This window comes from Stenotrophomonas sp. YJH_SMC_21 (assembly GCF_059369555.1).
This window is the reverse complement of the sequence record NZ_JCAFSU010000003.1, coordinates 51827-69216: the sequence shown is the minus strand read 5'-3', so window position 1 is coordinate 69216 and position 17390 is coordinate 51827. Positions and strand designations below refer to the sequence as shown.

Here is a 17390-nt window from a genome sequence, read left to right as displayed (position 1 = left end):
CCTCGATGCCATTGGGCAATCCCGAAACTTCAACCGGAAGCGCCAACATCATTTCCTCTGCTACATCACCGTTCAGCCTGCGCGTCATCCCGCGCGACCAGCACACGATCTCCCGCAAGGACATCAGCCCGAACGCCCTGCGCGTGCTTTATCGCCTGCGCGATGCCGGCTTCGGCGCCTACCTTGTCGGCGGCGCGGTGCGCGACCTGCTGGTCAATGGCCAACCCAAGGATTTCGACGTGGCCACCGACGCCACGCCCGAACAGGTCAAGCAGCTGTTCCGCAACTGCCGCCTGATCGGCCGCCGTTTCCGCCTCGCCCACGTTGTGTTCGGCCGCGAGATCATCGAAGTCGCCACCTTCCGCGCCAACAGCGATGACGGCAGTGGCGACCGCGAGATGGAAAACGGCATGCTTGTGCGCGACAACGTGTACGGCACCATCGAAGACGACGCCGTCCGCCGCGACTTCACCTGCAACGCCCTGTACTACGCCATCGAGGACTTCTCGGTGCGTGACTACACCGGTGGCTTCGAAGACGTGCAGGCGCGCCTGATGAAGCTCATCGGCGACCCGGTACAGCGCTACCAGGAAGACCCGGTGCGCATGCTGCGCGCCGTGCGCCTGGCGGCCAAGCTCGGCTTCCAGATCGAAGAGGGCACCGCCGCGCCGATCCCGCAGCTGGCTGGCCTGCTCAACGAAGCCGCGCCGGCACGCCTGTTCGAGGAAGTGCTGAAGCTGTTCCTGTCCGGGCACGGCGTGGCCAGCTTCGAAGGCCTGGAGCGCTACGGTCTGCTCGACGTGCTGTTCCCGGAAAGCGCCAGGGCGTTGAAGTCCAACCGCACCGGCGCGCTGCGCCGCATGCTGGTAGAGGGCCTGGCCAATACCGATGCCCGCGTGGCCAACGACGAGCCGGTCTCGCCGGCGTTCCTGTTCGCGCTGCTGCTGTGGCCGGCGTTCTGCCGCGCCCAGGCGACCCTGCTCAAGCAGGGCGTGGCGCCGGAAGAGGCGCAGCGTCGTGCCGCCGACCGCGTCACCGTGCAGCAGCTGAGCACCATCGCGCTGCCGCGCCGCTTCTCGCTGCCGATGCAGGAAATCTGGCTGCTGCAGTCGCGTTTCAGCTCGCGCCAGCGCAAGCGCGTGTTCCGCACGCTCACCCATCCGCGCTTCCGCGCCGCGTTCGACTTCCTCAGCCTGCGCCAGGTGGCCTCGGCCGAGCACGCTGCCGATGTTGAATTCTGGCGCGAGGCACAGGCCCAGTCGGGCCGCGAGCTGGAATCGTCGCTGGACGCGATGCACAGCGAAGAGGGCGATGACGAGAACGGAGCACCGCGCAAGCGTCGCCGTCGTCGCCGCCGCCCGGGGGCCTCGGCCGGTGCAGCTGGCGAATAAGCAATGATGCCAGCGTGGATCGGCCTCGGCGCCAACCTCGGCGATGCGGCCACGACTGTCGGCGCGGCGATCACTGCGCTGGACGGCCTGCCTGGGACCCGCGTGCTGCAGGCCTCGCGCCTGTACGCAACGCCGGCCTGGGGCAATGAAGACCAGCCACCGTTCGTCAACGCGGTGGCCGCGGTCGAAACGTCACTGGCAGCCGATGAACTGCTGCAGGCGATGCTGGCGCTGGAGCAGCGCTTTGGTCGCGTGCGCGATCCGGCGGTGCACTGGGGGCCGCGCGCGCTGGACCTGGACCTGCTGCTGTATGGCGCGCAGGTGCTCGACCAGCCCGGCCTGCAGGTGCCGCACCCCTACATGCACGAGCGTGCCTTCGTGCTGGTGCCGCTGGCCGAAATCGCGCCGGATCTGGCCATCCCCGGGCATGGCCGCGTGCGGGATGCAGTGATGCGGGTGGATGCCTGCGGGATCGCGCCGATAGGGTGATAATGCCCGGGTTATCTCCCCCGGTTATCAGCACATGAGCACCCACGCAGACAGCAAGCCCTGGACCGTTCCCGCCCTGGCCGAGGCCAAGCGCAATGGCCAGAAGCTGGTCATGTTGACCGCCTACGACGCTGGCTTTGCCCGCACCTTCGATGCCAATGGTGTCGACCTGATCCTGATCGGCGATTCGCTGGGCATGGTCGTGCAGGGCCATGATTCGACCCTGCCGGTGACCGTGGCCGACATGGTCTACCACACCCGCGCCGTGGCCCGTGTGCTGCAGCGCGCGCTGCTGGTGGCCGACCTGCCGTTCGGTGCCGATGCCACTCCGGAGCGCGCGCTGGATGCTTCGCTGCAGCTGCTGCAGGCCGGTGCCGAGATGGTCAAGATCGAAGGTGCCGGCTTCAAGGTCGACATCATCCGCTACCTGGTTGAGCGTGAGATTCCGGTCTGTGCGCATCTGGGCCTGACCCCGCAGTCGGTGCTGCGCCTGGGCGGCTTCAAGATCCAGGGCCGCGGCGATGCCGCGCGCCAGCTGGTGGAAGATGCCAGGGCCGTGGCCGCTGCCGGCGCCAGCATCATGGTGCTTGAGTGCGTGCCGACCCCGGTTGCCGCCGAGGTGACCGCTGCGGTGGAGGTGCCGACCATCGGCATCGGTGCCGGCCCGCAGTGCGACGGCCAGGTGCTGGTGCTGCACGATTTCCTCGGCCTGGACAGTGGCCATCGCCGCCCCAAGTTCGTCAAGGATTTCCTTGCCGAAGGCGGTTCGGTGGCCGGTGCCACCCGCGCCTACGCCGACGCCGTGCGCGACGGCAGCTTCCCCGACGAACAGCACGCTTACGCCTCATGATCCAGACCTTCAACGAGCTCGGCGCATTGCGCGGGCAGATCGCCCAGTGGAAGCGCGAGGGCCTGCGCGTGGCGCTGGTGCCCACCATGGGCAACCTTCACGGTGGCCATCATTCGCTGGTGACCCTGGCCCGCCAGTACGCCGACAAGGTGGTGGCAAGCATCTTCGTCAACCCGACCCAGTTCGGGCCGAACGAGGATTTCAGTCGCTATCCGCGTACGCCCGAGGCCGATGTGGCCGGGCTTGAGCAGGTCGGCTGCGATGCGGTGTGGCTGCCCAGCGTCGAGGCCATGTACCCGCTGGGCGTGGACAAGACCACGCAGATGCACGCGCCCGGCGTGAGCGAGGTGCTGGAAGGTGCCAGCCGCCCGGGCCACTTCGATGGCGTCTGCACGGTGGTGGCGCGCCTGTTCCTGCAGGTGCAGCCGGACGTGGCCGTGTTCGGCCGCAAGGACTACCAGCAGCTGGCGGTGATCCGGCAGATGGTGGCTGAGCTGTCGTTCCCGATCCAGATCGTCGGCGCGGACATCGTGCGCGACGAGGATGGTCTGGCCAAGAGTTCGCGGAACCAGTACCTGAGCGCCGAACAGCGCCCGGTCGCGACCACCATCCACCGCACCCTGCTGGGCATGCGCGAAGGCTACGTGGCCGGGCAGGCGCGTGATCGCATCGAGGCCGACGCCACGGCGGCATTGCAGGCGGCCGGTTTCCAGGTCGACTATGCGGTGCTGCGCACCCCGGAGCTGGCCGAGCCGACGTTCGATGGCGGTGGCCGCGTAGCGCTGATCGCCGCGCGCCTGGGCTCCACCCGCCTGATCGACAACCTGGAGTTCTGAGCCGCATGCGGCCCGGGGGCGCCCACAATGGGCGCCTCGCACCTTCCCATGGACGGGAGAACGGCAATGAAGACACCCTCCACTGACGCTGGTCGGCTTGCGCAGGCGTTGATCCTGGCCGTGCTGGCTGCCGGCATGCTGCCGGCGCAGCTGTTTGGCGGCCTGTTGTTCGCGCTCGAATTCAGGCGCACGCCGATGCCCGCGCTCACCGGCGGTGGACTGATGTTCGGGCTGGGCGTCTGCGTCGCCATCGCGGTGTTCCTGCCGATGGCGTTGCTCCTGCGGTCTCGGTGGCCCCTGCGCCGGACCCGCTTCGTGCTTGCAGGGTCTGCTCTGGGCGCGCTGGCCATGGCCATCCATGAGTGGCCGGGCGCGATCCATGGGCCGCTGCTGCAGCGCCTGCGCTATGTGGATACATTCGATGTGATCAGCTATGGGCTGACAGTGTTGGCTGCAGGGGGCCTGGGCCTGGCCTCCGGGCTGACCTTCCATACGGTGTTCAGGCTGTCACTGCAGGGCGGTGCCGTCAATGCCACGGCGCCGCCGCCGGGCGAGGGCGCCTGAACGGCCTTCAGCGTCCTGCGGCAGCCCCCTGACGACGGCCAAGCGGGTGCTAGAATCCTCTCTTTCCTTTGCCGTTGCAGCGCCCCCATGCACCTGTCCCTGCTCAAGACCAAGATCCACCGCGCCACCGTCACCCATTCCGAGCTGAACTACGAAGGCTCGATCGCCATCGACGACAACCTGCTGGCGGCCACCGGCATCCGCGAGTTCGAGCAGGTGCACATCTGGGACGTGACCAACGGTGCGCGTTTCTCGACCTATGCCATCCGCGCCGAAGCCGGCAGCGGCGTTGTCTCGCTCAACGGTGGCGCCGCGCGCCACGTGCAGGTCGGTGACATCATCATCATTGCCGCGTTCGCCAGCATGACCGAGCAGGAAGCCGACAGCTTCAAGCCGAAGCTGGTGTACGTTGATGGCAAGAACCAGATCACCCACACCAACGACACGATCCCGACCCAGGCCGCATGACAACGAACAACGGATTCGACTCCCTGCATTCCCACGCCCAGCGCCTGAAGGGCGCAAGCATTCCCGGCCTGCTCGCCGCCGAACCCGGCCGCGTACAGGACCTGGCGCTGCGGGTCGGTCCGTTGTACGTCAACTTTGCGCGGCAGAAATACGATGCCGCGGCGCTGCAGGCGTTGCTGGCGCTGGCGGCCGACCGTGACGTCGGCGGTGCCATCACCCGCCTGTTCCGCGGCGAGCAGGTCAACCTGACCGAAGGTCGCGCGGCGCTGCACACCGCGCTGCGCGGCGACGTGGTCGATGCGCCGGTGGCGGCCGAGGCCTATGCCACCGCGCGCGGGATCCGCCAGCGCATGGGCGTGCTGGTGCGCGCGCTGGAAGACAGTGGCGTGACCGATGTGGTCAGTGTCGGTATCGGTGGTTCCGACCTTGGCCCGCGCCTGGTTGCCGACGCGCTGCGCCCGGTCACCGGCGCGCGCCTGCGCGTGCATTTCGTGTCGAACGTGGACGGCGCCGCCATGCAGCGCACGCTGGCCACGCTGGATCCGGCCAAGACCGCCGGCATCCTGATTTCCAAGACCTTCGGTACGCAGGAAACCCTGCTCAACGGCCAGATCCTGCACGACTGGCTGGGCGGCAGCGAGCGCCTGTACGCGGTCAGCGCCAATCCGGAACGTGCCGCCAAGGCCTTTGCCATCGCCGCCGATCGTGTGCTGCCCATGTGGGATTGGGTCGGTGGCCGCTATTCGCTGTGGTCTGCGGTCGGTTTCCCGATCGCGCTGGCGATCGGCTTCGAGCGCTTTGAACAGCTGCTGGAAGGTGCTGCGCAGATGGATGCGCATGCGCTGGATGCGCCGCTGGAGCGCAACCTGCCGGTGCTGCACGGGCTGACCGACATCTGGAACCGCAACCTGCTGGGCCATGCCACGCATGCGGTGATGACCTACGACCAGCGCCTGGCGCTGTTGCCGGCCTACCTGCAGCAGCTGGTGATGGAAAGCCTGGGCAAGCGTGTGCAGCGTGATGGCCAGCCGGTCACCACCGATACCGTGCCGGTGTGGTGGGGCGGGGCGGGCACCGATGTGCAGCACAGCTTCTTCCAGGCACTGCACCAGGGCACCAGCATCGTTCCGGCCGACTTCATCGGCTGCGTGCACAACGACGATCCCTACACGATCAATCATCAGGCCCTGCTGGCCAATCTGCTGGCGCAGACCGAAGCACTGGCCAATGGCCAGAGCAGCGACGACCCGCACCGTGATTACCCGGGCGGCCGCCCGAGCACGCTGATCCTGCTCGACGCGCTGACCCCGCAGGCGCTGGGTGCGCTGATCGCCATGTACGAACACGCCGTGTACGTGCAGTCGGTGATCTGGAACATCAACGCCTTCGACCAGTTCGGTGTCGAACTGGGCAAGCAGCTGGCCAGCGGCCTGCTGCCGGCGCTGCAGGGCGAGGATGTGGCCGTTGCCGACCCGATGACCCGCGAGATCCTTGCGCAGCTGAAGCGCTGAGGCTCTGGTAGTGCCGGCCGCTGGCCGGCAACCTCATGAACGATTGAAGCATCACCTGGTTGCCGGCCAGCGGCCGGCACTACCAGAGCGGATGGGTTGGCGGCCAGCGGCCGGCACTACCATGAAGGGCGTGGTGCCTCAGCGGCTCGGGTCGCGTTCCGGGCTGGGCCGCTTGGCCAGCTTGCGCTGCAGCGAGCGCCGGTGCATGCCGAGCAGGCGCGCGGCTGCCGACACATTGCCGCCGGTCTCGTGCATCGCCTGCTGGATGTGTTCCCACTGCAGGCGGCTGATCGGTGTCATCGCGTCGGGCACTTCCATTTCGCCATCGTCGGCCGGGCCGTCATCCTCCTCGCCCAAAGCGCGAAGGATCATCGGTACCGTGGCTGGCTTGGGCAGGTAATCGTCCGCACCGAGCTTGATCGCTTCCACCGCAGTGGCGATGCTGGCGTAGCCGGTCACCAGCAGGATGCGCATGTCCGCGCGCAGCGCACGCAGCGGCTGGATCAGCGCCAGGCCGGAATCGCTGCCCAGCTTCAGGTCGATCAGGGCGAACGCGGGTGGGTGCTGGCGGGCCAGTGCCAGCGCACTGGCGGCATCCTGCGCGGTCTGCGTTTCAAGTCCCTTGCGGGCCAGGCTGCGCTGCAGGGTGCGCAGGTACAGTTCGTCGTCGTCGACCAGCAGGCCGAGGGTTGAGGCGCTCATGGGGTTTCCTCGCGTGGGGCCAGCGGCAGGCGGAAGCCGACGCGGCTGCCGGCCCCCTGGGCCGGGCGCATCCACATCTCGCCGTCGAGGCGTTCGATCGTGGCATGGGACAGGGCCAGGCCGACCCCCATGCCTTCACTCTTGCTGCTGCCGAACAGCTTGCCCGGCAGCACCGCGGCGCGCGCGTTGAAGCCGTGGCCGTAGTCGCGTACTTCGCCGATCAGATCGTCGCCTTCGATGCGCAGGTCCAGGTCCACGCGCGGCCGGCCGGCCTGTTCGCCGGCATCGGCGGCATTGTTGAGCAGGACCATCAGCAGGTGGCCCACGCCCGGGTCGAGCGGCAGCCGCAGCGGCGCATCGTCGTTGCGGTGCAGGTCGATGGTCGGTCGCACCAGGCGCCATTGCTCCAGCACCTGCTGCGCGCTGGAATGGCTGCGTCCGGGCGCATCGGCCGAGGCCGGTGCGGCCAGCGCCAGCACGCGCTCACGGCACTGCACCAGCAGCTCGCGCAGGGTTTCCATGTCCTCGCGCACTTCCGGCTCTTCACTGCGTTCGGCCACGTCGTCGGCGAGCAGGGTCATGGTTGCCAGCGGCGTGTTCAGTTCATGCGCCACCGAGGCGGCATGGGTGGCCAGGGCGACGATGCCCTCGTTGCGGGCGAAGCGCTCGCGCAGCGCCGACAGTTCCAGTTCGCGCTGGCGCAGCGCCAGCGCCAGCCGGGTGGAGAAGGTCAGCACCACCGCAGCGGAGATCAGGAAGTTGGCGACCACGCCCCAGCGGTTGAGGTCCTGCGCGCGGAAATAGCCGTCCGGCAGGGGCTGGCCGAAGATGCCGCTGGCGGCGTAGCCGAGCAGGCAGGCCAGCGCGACCGCCAGCGCCCAGCGCAGGGGCAGGGCGAACGCGGCCAGTGCGATCAGGATCAGGAACAGCGAGCTGAACGGATTGGCCATGCCACCGCTCCAGCCCACCATCCAGGTCAGGATGATCACGTCCACCAGGATGTGGCCGAATGCGGTCAGCGGCGCGGTGTCGGCCGCTTCCGGGCGCAGCTGGGTGTAGATGTTGAACAGGGCAAGCACCGCCACACCCGCCCACAGCGGCAGCTGCGGCAACGGCAGCCCCAGCACCCAGGTGGCGACCAGGATGGTGGCGGCCTGGCCGCCTACTGCAAGCCAGCGCAGGCTGCACAGGGTTCGGAGAAACGGGGCGTCGGGACCGGTCATTCACGCTCATCGTATGCGTTCGCGCGTGACCGTGCCTGCGACAATCGGCCGCAGCCGTGCCGCCGGCTGAATGCGAGTCACCCCGAATGCAGGGCCGGGCGGTAGAATGCGCCCATGCACGACGCCGTCACCCGCCCGACTCCGCCCTCCGATGCCACTGCCTGGCCGCGCCGCCAGACCCATGCCGTCCAGATCGGCGGAGTCACCGTGGGCGGAGGCAAGCCGGTGGTGGTGCAGTCGATGACCAACACCGACACCTCCGACGTCGCCTCCAGCGTGAAGCAGGTGGCCGAGTTGTGGCGTGCCGGTTCGGAGATGGTGCGGCTGACCGTCAATACCGTGGAAGCCGCTGCGGCGATCCCGCGCATTGTCGACAAGCTGGCGATGATGGGCATCGACGTGCCGCTGATCGGCGATTTCCACTACAACGGCCACCAGCTGCTGACCGCCGAACCGGCATGTGCCGAAGCACTGGCCAAGTACCGCATCAACCCGGGCAACGTCGGCTTCGGCAAGAAGAAGGATCTGCAGTTCGCCCAGCTGATCGAATTCGCCATCCGTTACAACAAGCCGGTGCGCATCGGCGCCAACTGGGGCTCGCTGGACCAGGCCCTGGCGGCGAAGCTGATGGACGAGAACAACCTGCGCGAACAGCCCTGGGACGCCGGCCGCGTGCTGCGCGAGGCGCTGATCCGCTCGGCGCTGGATTCGGCCGAGCAGGCGGTGGAGCTGGGCCTGCCGCGCGATCGCATCGTGCTGTCGGCCAAGGTCAGTGGCGTGCAGGAGCTGATCGCGGTGTACCGCGACCTGGCGCAGCGCTCCGACTTCGCCCTGCACCTGGGCCTGACCGAGGCCGGTATCGGCAGCAAGGGCATCGTGGCATCGTCCGCGGCGCTGGGCGTGCTGCTGCAGGAAGGCATCGGTGACACCATCCGCATCTCGCTGACCCCGGAGCCGGGCCAGTCGCGCACGCAGGAAGTGATCGTCGCCCAGGAACTGCTGCAGACCACCGGCCAGCGTGCCTTCACGCCGCTGGTCACGGCCTGCCCGGGCTGCGGCCGCACCACTTCCGAGTTCTTCCAGGAGCTGGCCAAGGTGGTGCAGAACCACGTGCGCGAGAAGATGCCGCTGTGGAAGATCCACCACCCGGGGGCGGAGAACATGACCCTGGCGGTGATGGGCTGCATCGTCAACGGGCCGGGCGAATCGCGTCACGCCAACATCGGCATCTCGCTGCCGGGCACGGGTGAGACGCCTGCGGCGCCGGTGTTCGTCGATGGTGAGAAGAAGGTGACCCTGCGTGGCGACAACATCGCCCAGGAGTTCGTCGCCCTGATCGACGATTACGTCGAACACACGTATGTCCGAAGCGCCGGATAAGCCTGCGATCCTCGCCGCACCGGAGTCCGCCTCCGGCTTCCGCCACTGGATGGCGCGCAACGCCTGGCGCCTGGTCCTGTTGTTCGGTGGCGTGCTGCTGCCGTTGGCAGGCTTTGTTGCCCTGGCGGATGAAGTGCACGAGTTTGAATCGTTCCATTTCGACGCGCCCCTGCTGTGGCAGATGCATGGCCTGCATTCGCCCTGGCTGGACCGCTTCTTCGTGCTCATCTCGAAACTGGGCTACGAGTGGTTCCTGATCCCGGCCGACGTGCTGATCATCGGCGTGCTGCTGGGCTACCGGCGCTGGCGCGAGGCGACCTTCGTCGCGGTCAGCTTCGTAGGGTCGGCGCTGCTGAACATGGGCAGCAAGCAGTTCTTCCAGCGGCAGCGCCCCAGCCTGTGGGAATCGATCGCGCCGGAATCGACGTTCAGCTTCCCCAGCGGGCATGCGATGGGTTCGATGACCCTTGCCGTGACCTTGGTACTGCTCGCCTGGAACACCCGTTGGCGCTGGCCGGTACTGATGCTGGCACCCGCGTTCAGCCTGCTGGTAAGCGTGTCGCGGGTCTATCTGGGGGTGCATTACCCCTCCGACATCCTGGCCGGATGGTGTGCCGCGCTGGTTTGGGTGGTAGGGTGCTATCTGGTCATGTTCAGTCGCCGGCACCCTTGGCGACGTCACGGCCCGCCGCCAGCGAAGGCCAGCGAAGCACCAACACAGGGGGTTTGACGTGGATGGCCCTTGAGGGACGTCTACGTGATAGATCAGTTGTTTCGTTGCAGCAGGTTCTGCAAGACAGGGGGCAAGCACAACGCGCGGTACTGTGATGCGCAAGGCAGATCGCCGACGCCGCATTCCGGACGCGCTTGCAGGGTATCGGCACCCTGCCTAGCTTGACCTGCAATGGCCGCATTCGAAGAGGTACATGAATGACGATTCGAGTCTACCTGGTGGATGACCACGCGCTGGTCCGCACCGGTATGAAGATGATTCTGTCGGGGGAAACCGACATCGAGGTGGTGGGCGAAGCCGAGACCGGCGAAGACGCGCTGCGTGAAGTCCGCCAGCTGCTGCCGGATGTGGTGCTGTGCGACCTGCACCTGCCGGGCGTGAGCGGCATGGAAGTGACCGAGCGCATCGTCCGCAGCCACCGCAATACCCGCGTGGTGATCGTGTCGGTACTGGAAGACGGCCCGCTACCCAAGCGCCTGCTCGAAGCCGGTGCGGCCGGTTACATCGGCAAGGGCTGCGATGCGCAGGAACTGCTGCGTGCGGTGCGTGATGTGGCGGCCGGTCGTCGCTACCTGGGCACCAGCATCGCGCAGAATCTGGCGCTGTCGACAGTGGAAGGCAATGGTTCGCCGTTCGACAACCTGTCGCCGCGCGAGCTTGAGGTGGCGCTGTTGCTGACCCAGGGCCTGCGCCAGGAAGACATCGCGCGGCGCCTGAGCCTGAGTGCGAAGACGGTGAACACGCACAAGGCGCGGTTGTTCGAGAAGATGGGGATCCACGACAACATCGCGCTGGCGCGGATGGCCAGCCAGTACGGGTTGGTGGATCCGGCACGGCCGCTGTAAGGGGTTCGGCCAACGGCTGAGCCCCTCGCGGTGTGCGGCCGGATTCGTGGGGTTGGCCCTGCGGAGGGATTGCGCAGGGGACGCCGTGAATCCATCCCTGGAGGCTCGGGCGCGCCATCCATGGCGCTTACGCCCCTGCGCAATCCCTCCGCAGGGCCACGGACGGTTTCCGTGCGCCGCCACCGCGGAATGAAGAAGGAAGAGCAGGAGCGGGTCGCGCGCTTTCCGCACTCGTCGCCCGGGGTCGGATCCCTTTCCCGGTGGGAAAGGGCTCTGACCCCTGATGATGCCGGAGCCGAGCATGGGCTCGGCTCTGCACCTTTGTCGGGCTCAGTGGCCGCGTACGCGCTGGATGATCTTGGCGGCGTCTGCGGCGCTGGCGCGCACCTTGTCCCATTCGCCGTTGGCGATCCAGTTGCCCGGCACCATCCACGAACCACCGATGCAGACCACGTTCTTCTGCTCGAGGTATTCGGCGGCGGTGTTCTCGGTGATGCCGCCGGTCGGGCACAGCTTCAGGTCCGCCACCGGGCCGGCCAGTCCCTTGATCATTGCCAGGCCACCCACAGCCGTGGCCGGGAACAGCTTGCACACGCGGAAGCCGCGGGCGTAGAGCGACAGCAGCTCGGTCGGGGTGGCCGCACCCGGCACCACCGGCAGCGGTGCAGCGGCCAGTGCATCAGCCAGTGCCGGCGGCGTACCCGGGGTCACCAGGAAGTCCGCACCCGCATCGATCGACTGCTGCATCTGCTCCACGGTCAGCACCGTACCGGCACCCACCACCACGTCCGGCAGCTCGCGCTTGAGCATCGCCAATGCTTCCATCGCCACTGGCGTACGCAGCGTCAGCTCGATCGCCGGCAAGCCACCTTCCAGCAGCGCCGCACTGACCGCCCGCGCCTGGTCCAGCGTATGAATCGTCACCACCGGCAGGATGCCCGCCGCACGCAACAGCTCCGCCGCCTTCACCTGATGTTGTTCGATACCCATGCTTTTGCCCTTGCCTTTTGCTCTTCTTGATTCAGTGGCCGCAGCGCAAATGACGCGCCGGGAATTGTCCAAGGGCAGTAGAGCGCCCTGGCCGGGACCGTGAGCGGCATGGATGCCGCGACCGAGCCCCCATGGATGGGTTTACGGCGTGTCCCGGCCAGGGCGCTCTACTGCCCAGGCCGGGAAGCCTGCCGCGGCTTTTCGCTTCAGGCGTCTTTTGCCTCATGCGGCGCCGCCGCCGCTGCGGCATCGTGCCCCAGCTCATATTCCGCGTCGTACTCCCACGGCCCGCCATCAGCCGCCGCCGGCCCGCACGAAATCGAAATCGCGCCCTGATCAGCCGGACCCACCACGCGACGGTTGATCGCGAACAGGTTGCGGCCCAGGTCATGCGCAGCCGGCGCGGTGTTCGGCGCCAGCGGACGTGCCGCCCATTCGGCCGCGTCCACCAGCACTTCCAGCGTGCCAGCCTCGCCATCCAGGCGGATCATGTCGCCCTCGCGGACCTTGGCCAGCGGACCGCCGCGTGCCGCTTCCGGCGTCACGTGGATCGCCGCCGGAATCTTGCCCGAGGCGCCGGACAGGCGACCGTCGGTGACCAGCGCCACGCGCCGGCCCTGGTTCTGCAGCAGGCCCAGCAGCGGCGCCAGCGAATGCAGTTCCGGCATGCCGTTCGCACGCGGGCCCTGGTAACGCACCACCGCCACGAAGTCCTGCGGCAGCAGGCCACCGGCGTGCAGCTTGTTCAGCACCTGCGGTGCATCGACCACCACGGCCGGCGCTTCGATCGTGCGGTACTGCGGCTTTACCGCCGACAGCTTGATCAGCGACTTGCCGAGGTTGCCGCGCAGCAGGCGCAGGCCGCCCTGGTGCTCGAACGGATTGTCGACGCCACGCACCACTTCGTCATCGGCGCTGCGTTCCAGGCCCGGCAGGTAGACCAGCTGGCCATCGCGCAGCTGCGGTTCGCGTGCGTAGTCGGCCATGCCGCCGCGCGCCACGCTGACCAGATCGCCGTGCATCAGGCCCGCCTTGATCAGCTCGCCGAACACGAACGCCGGGCCGCCAGCGGCCGCGAAGCGGTTCACGTCGGCCTCGCCGTTCGGATAGACGCGGGCCAGCAGCGGAATCAGCTGCGACAGTTCGTCGAAGTCGTCCCAGGTCAGCACGATTCCGGCGGCACGCGCCACCGCGATCCAGTGGATGGTGTGGTTGGTCGAACCGCCGGTGGCCATCAGCGCGATGACCGCGTTGATGATCGCGCGCTCGTCGATGATCCGGCCCAGCGGACGGAAGTCGTCGCCCAGTGCGGTGATGTCCAGTGCACGTTCGGTCGCTTCGCGGGTCAGCGCGTCGCGCAGCGGCGTGCCCGGATTGACGAACGACGCGCCCGGCAGCTGCACGCCCATCGCCTCCAGCAGCACCTGGTTGGAATTGGCGGTGCCGTAGAAGGTGCAGGTGCCGGCGCCGTGGTATGAGGCGGACTCGGCTTCCAGCAGCTCTTCGCGGGTGGCTTCGCCGGCGGCGTAGCGCTCGCGCACTTCCGCCTTCTGCTTGTTGGGGATGCCCGGGGTCATCGGGCCGGCCGGCACGAACACCGCCGGCAAGTGGCCGAAGGCCAGCGCACCGATCAGCAGGCCGGGCACGATCTTGTCGCACACGCCGAGGTAGACGGTGCTGTCGAACATGTCGTGGCTGAGCCCGATCGCGGTCGCCTGCGCGATCACATCGCGCGAGAACAGCGACAGTTCCATGCCACCGCGGCCCTGGGTGACGCCGTCGCACATCGCCGGCACACCGCCGGCCACCTGTGCCGTAGCACCGAGCTCGCGGGCGATCTCGCGGATCTGCTCGGGATAGGTCTCGAACGGCTGGTGCGCCGAGAGCATGTCGTTGTAGGCGGTGATGATGCCCAGGTTCGGCGTTACGCCGCCGCGCAGGCGGCTCTTGTCGGTGCCGCCACAGGCGGCGAATCCGTGGGCGAGGTTGCCGCAGCTCAGGCGGCTGCGGAACGGGCCTTCGCGCAGGGAGGCGTCGATCGCGGCCAGGTAGGCGGCACGCGAGGCGGCGCTGCGGCGGATGACGCGCTCAGTGATGGCTTGCAGTTGCGGATGGAGGCTCATTGGCTACCGGCGTTCAAGGTGGCGAGAGGCAAGCGGCGGCAGGGCGCCGCCGCCGACATCAATCAGCCCAGTGGACGCGCAGGCGCGCGCCTTCCAGGTTGATCGCGTTGAGGATCGGGTACTGCTGGGCGTCGTTGCTGTCCAACGCCTGGCGCAGCACCTGCAGCTTCTGCTTGCCGCGCAGCAGCAGCAGGCGCTGGCGGCATTGGCGCAGCCCATGCGGGGTCAGCGTGATGCGCAGCGGCCACTGGTTCGCGCCCGGGCAGCCGGTGGCATCCAGCGCGGCATAGGGCAGGGCGCTTTCCAGTGCGCGGGCCAGGTCCTTCGAGCCCGGGAACAGCGAGGCGGTGTGGCCATCGTTGCCCATCCCCAGTGCCACCAGGCTCGGCGGCTGGCTGTGCTGGGCCTGCAGGTTGGCGGTGTAGACGCATTCCTGCAGCGGCTTGCCGATGCGCACCAGCGGATCGAAATGCGCACCTTCGGCACGCTTGAGCAGGTGCTCGCGCACCAGCCATGCGTTGCTGTCGCGATCCTGCGGCGACAGCCAGCGCTCGTCGGCCAGGCTCACTTCAACCCGGTCCCAGTGCACGTCCAGTTCGGCCAGCGCCTGGTAGACCGGTGCCGGCGTGGTGCCGCCGGACAACAGGATGCGGGCGCGGCCCACTTCATTGATGTCGTGGTTGAGGGTCTGCGCCATCTCGGCGGCTACCGCTTCGATCCAGCCGTCGGCATCGCCGTGGTGGATGAACTCGACGCGGTCGTCGTGGAAGGTGGGGCTCATGCGGCAACTCCAGGTGCGTCACGTTCGGCATCGGCGGCATAGGCGGCGGCGCCCAGCAGTCCGGCATGGGGATGCATCACGGCCAGCGACGGCACCCGCGCCATGATCGAAGAGAACCGCCCCTTGTGTTCGAAGCGCTGGCGGAACCCGGAGTGCTGCAGCGAATCGAGCATCTTCGGGGTCAGTCCACCGGTGAGGAACACGCCGTCCCAGGCGCCCTGGGTCAGTACCAGGTCGCCGGCAATGGCGCCGAACACGGCGCAGAACACATCGACGGTGCGCATTGCCTGCGGATCGCCATGCAGGGCGCGGGCGGTCACGTCCACCGGCTGCAGCTGGCCCGGGTCGATACCGGCCATCTCGCACACCGCGCGATGGATGTTGACCAGGCCGGGGCCACAGATCAGGCGCTCATTGGAGACGCGGCCGAATTGCTCGGACAGGATCTCCAGGATGCGGATCTCCTCCGGCGTTCCCGGCGGGAAGCTGACATGGCCGCCTTCGGTTTCCAGCGGGTAGCAGCGGCCGTGGCGCAGGATCAGGCCCCCGACGCCGAGCCCGGTACCGGGCCCGATCACCGCATAGTTGCGTGGCTGGCCCGGCTTGCCCGGGACCCAGGCGGCGCCACCGACCTGGACCACGTCCTCGGGTTGCAGCAGCGAGATCGCCATTGCCTGTGCGGCGAAGTCGTTGATCAGGTGCAGCTCGTCAAAACCAAGCATCGCCGCGGTGCGGCTGCGCGAGATCACCCACGGATGATTGGTGATGCGTGCCTCGTCACCGTCTACGCGGCCGGCCACCGCGAACACGCCGCGGCTGGCGGCAGCGCCGATCTGCTCAAGGTGATGGCGGGCGGCATCGCCAAGCGACGGGAACTCCGCCACTGCGTACTCGCGGATGCTCTCCTTCAGCAATGGCGCGTCCAGCGAGGTGTCGGCCAGGGCGAAGCGGGCGTTGGTGCCACCGATGTCGGCGACCAGCACCGGCTGCGAGTTGGCACTCATGCCGACGCCTCGCTGTCCGGTGCGTCCACGCCCTGCGGCAGGAACTCCGTTGCGTTGCTCGGGCCCCATTGGCCGGCGGGATAGGGTTCCAGCGGCAGCTTGGCCTCCTTCCAGGCGTAGGCCACGCTGTCGATCCACGCCCAGGCGGCGCGCACTTCGTCGTCACGCACGAACAAGGTGTGGTTGCCGTTGAACGCATCCAGGAACAGGCGTTCGTACGCGATGCGGCGATGCAGGCCGGTCGGCACCGACAGTTCCAGTTCCAGCGGATGCAGTTCCAGCGCGCCCCATTCCGGGCCGGCCAGGCTGCTCATCAGTCCCAGTTCGATGTTCTCCTGCGGCTGCAGCTGGAACACCAGGCGGTTCGGTGCGGCCTGGGCGCGCTGCGGGCGCTCGAACAGCCAGTGGGTGACCGGCTTCAGCGTGACCACCACGCGGGTGGTGCGCTCGGGCAGGCGCTTGCCGGTGACCAGGTGGAACGGCACGCCGCTCCAGCGCCAGTTGTCGATGTGCGCGGTGACGCCGGCGAAGGTTTCCACGTCGCTGCCTTCCGGCGGCTGGTAGGCCTGCGCCGGCTGGCCGTTGATGGTACCGGCGGTGTAGCGGCCGCGGATGCTGTCACGCGCGGCGTGCCTGGCATCGAGCGGACGCAGCGCGCGCAGCACCTTGACCTTCTCGTCGCGGATGCGATCGGCTTCCAGCGAGGCCGGTGGCTCCATCGCCACCATGCACAGCAGCTGCAGGATGTGGCTCTGCACCATGTCGCGCAGCGCGCCGGAGCGGGCGTAGTAGGCGTCGCGGCCATCCACGCCTTCGCTCTCGGCCACCAGGATGTGCACCGACTCGATGTAGTTGCGGTTCCATACCGCTTCCAGCAGCGTATTGCCGAAGCGCAGCGCGATCAGGTTCTGCACCGCCGCCTTGCCCAGGTAGTGGTCGAGACGGAACACACGGTCCTCGTCGATCCACTGGCCGATGGTGCTGATGATTTCCTCGGCGCTCTCGCTGTCGCTGCCGATCGGCTTCTCCAGCATCAGGCGTGCCGGCGCGGCGAGGGCGCCACCCTTGGCCAGGCCTTCGCAGGTGGAGATGTACAGGCCCGGCGGAATGGCCAGGTAGCTGACGCACTTGCGATGCACCAGATCGGAGACGGCGGCGGCGACAGAGTCGACGTCGCGCAGGTCGACCGAACGGTAGTCGATGCGGCGCAGCAGGCCGTTGATGTCGTCCTGCGAGGCCATCGGCATGGCCTGCTGCAGGCGCGGGCGCAGGATGTCATGGAAGGCTTCGGTGTCATGCCCGGACAACGCCAGTGCGCGGATGCGGAAGTCCTCCGGCAGCAGGCCGTCGCCAAGCAGGCGAAGCAGCGAAGGGAACAGGTAGCGCTGGGCCAGATCACCTGTGGCACCGAACAGGAAGAGGGTGTCGTGCATCGCTCGAGTTTCAGATCCGGGTGACATCGTTGTCAATCGCTTCATGGCTGGGTTCGGGGGACATCCG

17 protein-coding genes are annotated in these 17390 nt (G+C 68.0%); 10 read left to right on the top strand and 7 right to left on the bottom strand.

From position 1 onward, the window contains the following. The first annotated feature begins 11 nt into the window (after window positions 1-11). The 7 genes from pcnB to pgi all read left to right on the top strand — a co-directional run bounded on the left by pcnB (window position 12) and on the right by pgi (window position 6109). Window positions 12-1391: a polynucleotide adenylyltransferase PcnB gene (pcnB, locus tag AC5P67_RS05785; protein WP_032965757.1), complete on the top strand. Its 1380-nt coding sequence runs from the start codon at window positions 12-14 to the stop codon at window positions 1389-1391. Between the two features lie 3 nt (window positions 1392-1394). Beyond that, complete coding sequence (gene folK / locus AC5P67_RS05780; protein ID WP_005409057.1) at window positions 1395-1880, top strand: 2-amino-4-hydroxy-6-hydroxymethyldihydropteridine diphosphokinase; 486 nt, start codon at window positions 1395-1397, stop codon at window positions 1878-1880. 34 nt (window positions 1881-1914) lie between these two features. Beyond that, the gene (gene panB, locus AC5P67_RS05775) at window positions 1915-2730 is read left to right on the top strand and encodes a 3-methyl-2-oxobutanoate hydroxymethyltransferase (RefSeq protein WP_005409058.1); all 816 of its coding nucleotides are present in this window, start codon (window positions 1915-1917) and stop codon (window positions 2728-2730) included. Beyond that, the gene (gene panC, locus AC5P67_RS05770; protein WP_005409059.1) at window positions 2727-3566 is read left to right on the top strand and encodes a pantoate--beta-alanine ligase; all 840 of its coding nucleotides are present in this window, start codon (window positions 2727-2729) and stop codon (window positions 3564-3566) included. The genes panB and panC overlap by 4 nt, the downstream gene beginning before the upstream one ends. A 66-nt stretch (window positions 3567-3632) precedes the next feature. Then, window positions 3633-4130 carry a hypothetical protein gene (locus AC5P67_RS05765; protein WP_005409060.1) on the top strand — a complete coding sequence of 166 codons (498 nt, stop codon included), beginning with the start codon at window positions 3633-3635 and terminating at the stop codon, window positions 4128-4130. Between the two features lie 87 nt (window positions 4131-4217). Next, the gene (panD, locus tag AC5P67_RS05760) at window positions 4218-4598 is read left to right on the top strand and encodes an aspartate 1-decarboxylase (protein WP_005409061.1); all 381 of its coding nucleotides are present in this window, start codon (window positions 4218-4220) and stop codon (window positions 4596-4598) included. Continuing rightward, on the top strand, window positions 4595-6109 hold the full coding sequence (gene pgi / locus AC5P67_RS05755) for a glucose-6-phosphate isomerase (RefSeq protein ID WP_111118164.1): 1515 nt from the start codon (window positions 4595-4597) through the stop codon (window positions 6107-6109). Before panD ends, pgi begins: the two co-directional genes overlap by 4 nt. Before the next feature lie 138 nt (window positions 6110-6247). Here the strand turns inward: pgi and AC5P67_RS05750 are convergent, their stop codons facing one another. Beyond that, window positions 6248-6811 (bottom strand): response regulator transcription factor, encoded by a 564-nt coding sequence (locus AC5P67_RS05750; RefSeq protein ID WP_005409063.1) that lies wholly within the window; start codon window positions 6809-6811, stop codon window positions 6248-6250. Then, the gene (locus AC5P67_RS05745) at window positions 6808-8034 is read right to left on the bottom strand and encodes an ATP-binding protein (protein ID WP_012479765.1); all 1227 of its coding nucleotides are present in this window, start codon (window positions 8032-8034) and stop codon (window positions 6808-6810) included. Before AC5P67_RS05745 ends, AC5P67_RS05750 begins: the two co-directional genes overlap by 4 nt. A gap of 114 nt (window positions 8035-8148) precedes the next feature. Between AC5P67_RS05745 and ispG the strand changes: the two genes are divergently transcribed. The 3 genes from ispG to AC5P67_RS05730 all read left to right on the top strand — a co-directional run bounded on the left by ispG (window position 8149) and on the right by AC5P67_RS05730 (window position 10992). Continuing rightward, the gene (gene ispG / locus AC5P67_RS05740) at window positions 8149-9414 is read left to right on the top strand and encodes a flavodoxin-dependent (E)-4-hydroxy-3-methylbut-2-enyl-diphosphate synthase (protein ID WP_005409065.1); all 1266 of its coding nucleotides are present in this window, start codon (window positions 8149-8151) and stop codon (window positions 9412-9414) included. Next, window positions 9395-10144, top strand: a complete 750-nt coding sequence (locus tag AC5P67_RS05735) for a phosphatase PAP2 family protein (RefSeq protein ID WP_005409066.1) — start codon at window positions 9395-9397, stop codon at window positions 10142-10144. Before ispG ends, AC5P67_RS05735 begins: the two co-directional genes overlap by 20 nt. Window positions 10145-10344: 200 nt before the next feature. Further along, window positions 10345-10992, top strand: coding sequence for a response regulator (locus tag AC5P67_RS05730; RefSeq protein WP_005409067.1), 648 nt, complete (start codon window positions 10345-10347; stop codon window positions 10990-10992). Between the two features lie 330 nt (window positions 10993-11322). On the opposite strand, the gene eda is transcribed toward AC5P67_RS05730, so the two are convergent. The 5 genes from eda to zwf form a co-directional block, all read right to left on the bottom strand. Then, entirely contained in the window at window positions 11323-11982 is a 660-nt protein-coding gene (gene eda / locus AC5P67_RS05725) for a bifunctional 4-hydroxy-2-oxoglutarate aldolase/2-dehydro-3-deoxy-phosphogluconate aldolase (RefSeq protein ID WP_005409068.1), read from the bottom strand. Window positions 11983-12188: 206 nt separating this feature from the next. Continuing rightward, window positions 12189-14105, bottom strand: a complete 1917-nt coding sequence (gene edd, locus AC5P67_RS05720) for a phosphogluconate dehydratase (RefSeq protein ID WP_005409069.1) — start codon at window positions 14103-14105, stop codon at window positions 12189-12191. Window positions 14106-14163: 58 nt separating this feature from the next. Then, complete coding sequence (gene pgl / locus AC5P67_RS05715; RefSeq protein ID WP_005409070.1) at window positions 14164-14886, bottom strand: 6-phosphogluconolactonase; 723 nt, start codon at window positions 14884-14886, stop codon at window positions 14164-14166. Beyond that, entirely contained in the window at window positions 14883-15890 is a 1008-nt protein-coding gene (gene glk / locus AC5P67_RS05710) for a glucokinase (RefSeq protein WP_005412971.1), read from the bottom strand. Before glk ends, pgl begins: the two co-directional genes overlap by 4 nt. Beyond that, a complete protein-coding gene (gene zwf / locus AC5P67_RS05705) occupies window positions 15887-17323 on the bottom strand; it encodes a glucose-6-phosphate dehydrogenase (RefSeq protein WP_495214380.1) in 1437 nt (478 codons plus the stop codon). The genes glk and zwf overlap by 4 nt, the downstream gene beginning before the upstream one ends. Window positions 17324-17390: the final 67 nt, after the last annotated feature.

What these genes read in the sequence shown, in the direction of transcription:
- folK (WP_005409057.1), top strand. Translation starts at nt 1,395, where the DNA reads ATGATGCCAGCGTGGATCGGCCTCGGCGCCAACCTCGGCGATGCGGCC.
- panB (WP_005409058.1), top strand. Translation starts at nt 1,915, where the DNA reads ATGAGCACCCACGCAGACAGCAAGCCCTGGACCGTTCCCGCCCTGGCC.
- panC (WP_005409059.1), top strand. Translation starts at nt 2,727, where the DNA reads ATGATCCAGACCTTCAACGAGCTCGGCGCATTGCGCGGGCAGATCGCC.
- AC5P67_RS05765 (WP_005409060.1), top strand. Translation starts at nt 3,633, where the DNA reads ATGAAGACACCCTCCACTGACGCTGGTCGGCTTGCGCAGGCGTTGATC.
- panD (WP_005409061.1), top strand. Translation starts at nt 4,218, where the DNA reads ATGCACCTGTCCCTGCTCAAGACCAAGATCCACCGCGCCACCGTCACC.
- pgi (WP_111118164.1), top strand. Translation starts at nt 4,595, where the DNA reads ATGACAACGAACAACGGATTCGACTCCCTGCATTCCCACGCCCAGCGC.
- AC5P67_RS05750 (WP_005409063.1), bottom strand. Translation starts at nt 6,811, where the DNA reads ATGAGCGCCTCAACCCTCGGCCTGCTGGTCGACGACGACGAACTGTAC.
- AC5P67_RS05745 (WP_012479765.1), bottom strand. Translation starts at nt 8,034, where the DNA reads ATGACCGGTCCCGACGCCCCGTTTCTCCGAACCCTGTGCAGCCTGCGC.
- ispG (WP_005409065.1), top strand. Translation starts at nt 8,149, where the DNA reads ATGCACGACGCCGTCACCCGCCCGACTCCGCCCTCCGATGCCACTGCC.
- AC5P67_RS05735 (WP_005409066.1), top strand. Translation starts at nt 9,395, where the DNA reads ATGTCCGAAGCGCCGGATAAGCCTGCGATCCTCGCCGCACCGGAGTCC.
- AC5P67_RS05730 (WP_005409067.1), top strand. Translation starts at nt 10,345, where the DNA reads ATGACGATTCGAGTCTACCTGGTGGATGACCACGCGCTGGTCCGCACC.
- eda (WP_005409068.1), bottom strand. Translation starts at nt 11,982, where the DNA reads ATGGGTATCGAACAACATCAGGTGAAGGCGGCGGAGCTGTTGCGTGCG.
- edd (WP_005409069.1), bottom strand. Translation starts at nt 14,105, where the DNA reads ATGAGCCTCCATCCGCAACTGCAAGCCATCACTGAGCGCGTCATCCGC.
- pgl (WP_005409070.1), bottom strand. Translation starts at nt 14,886, where the DNA reads ATGAGCCCCACCTTCCACGACGACCGCGTCGAGTTCATCCACCACGGC.
- glk (WP_005412971.1), bottom strand. Translation starts at nt 15,890, where the DNA reads ATGAGTGCCAACTCGCAGCCGGTGCTGGTCGCCGACATCGGTGGCACC.
- zwf (WP_495214380.1), bottom strand. Translation starts at nt 17,323, where the DNA reads ATGCACGACACCCTCTTCCTGTTCGGTGCCACAGGTGATCTGGCCCAG.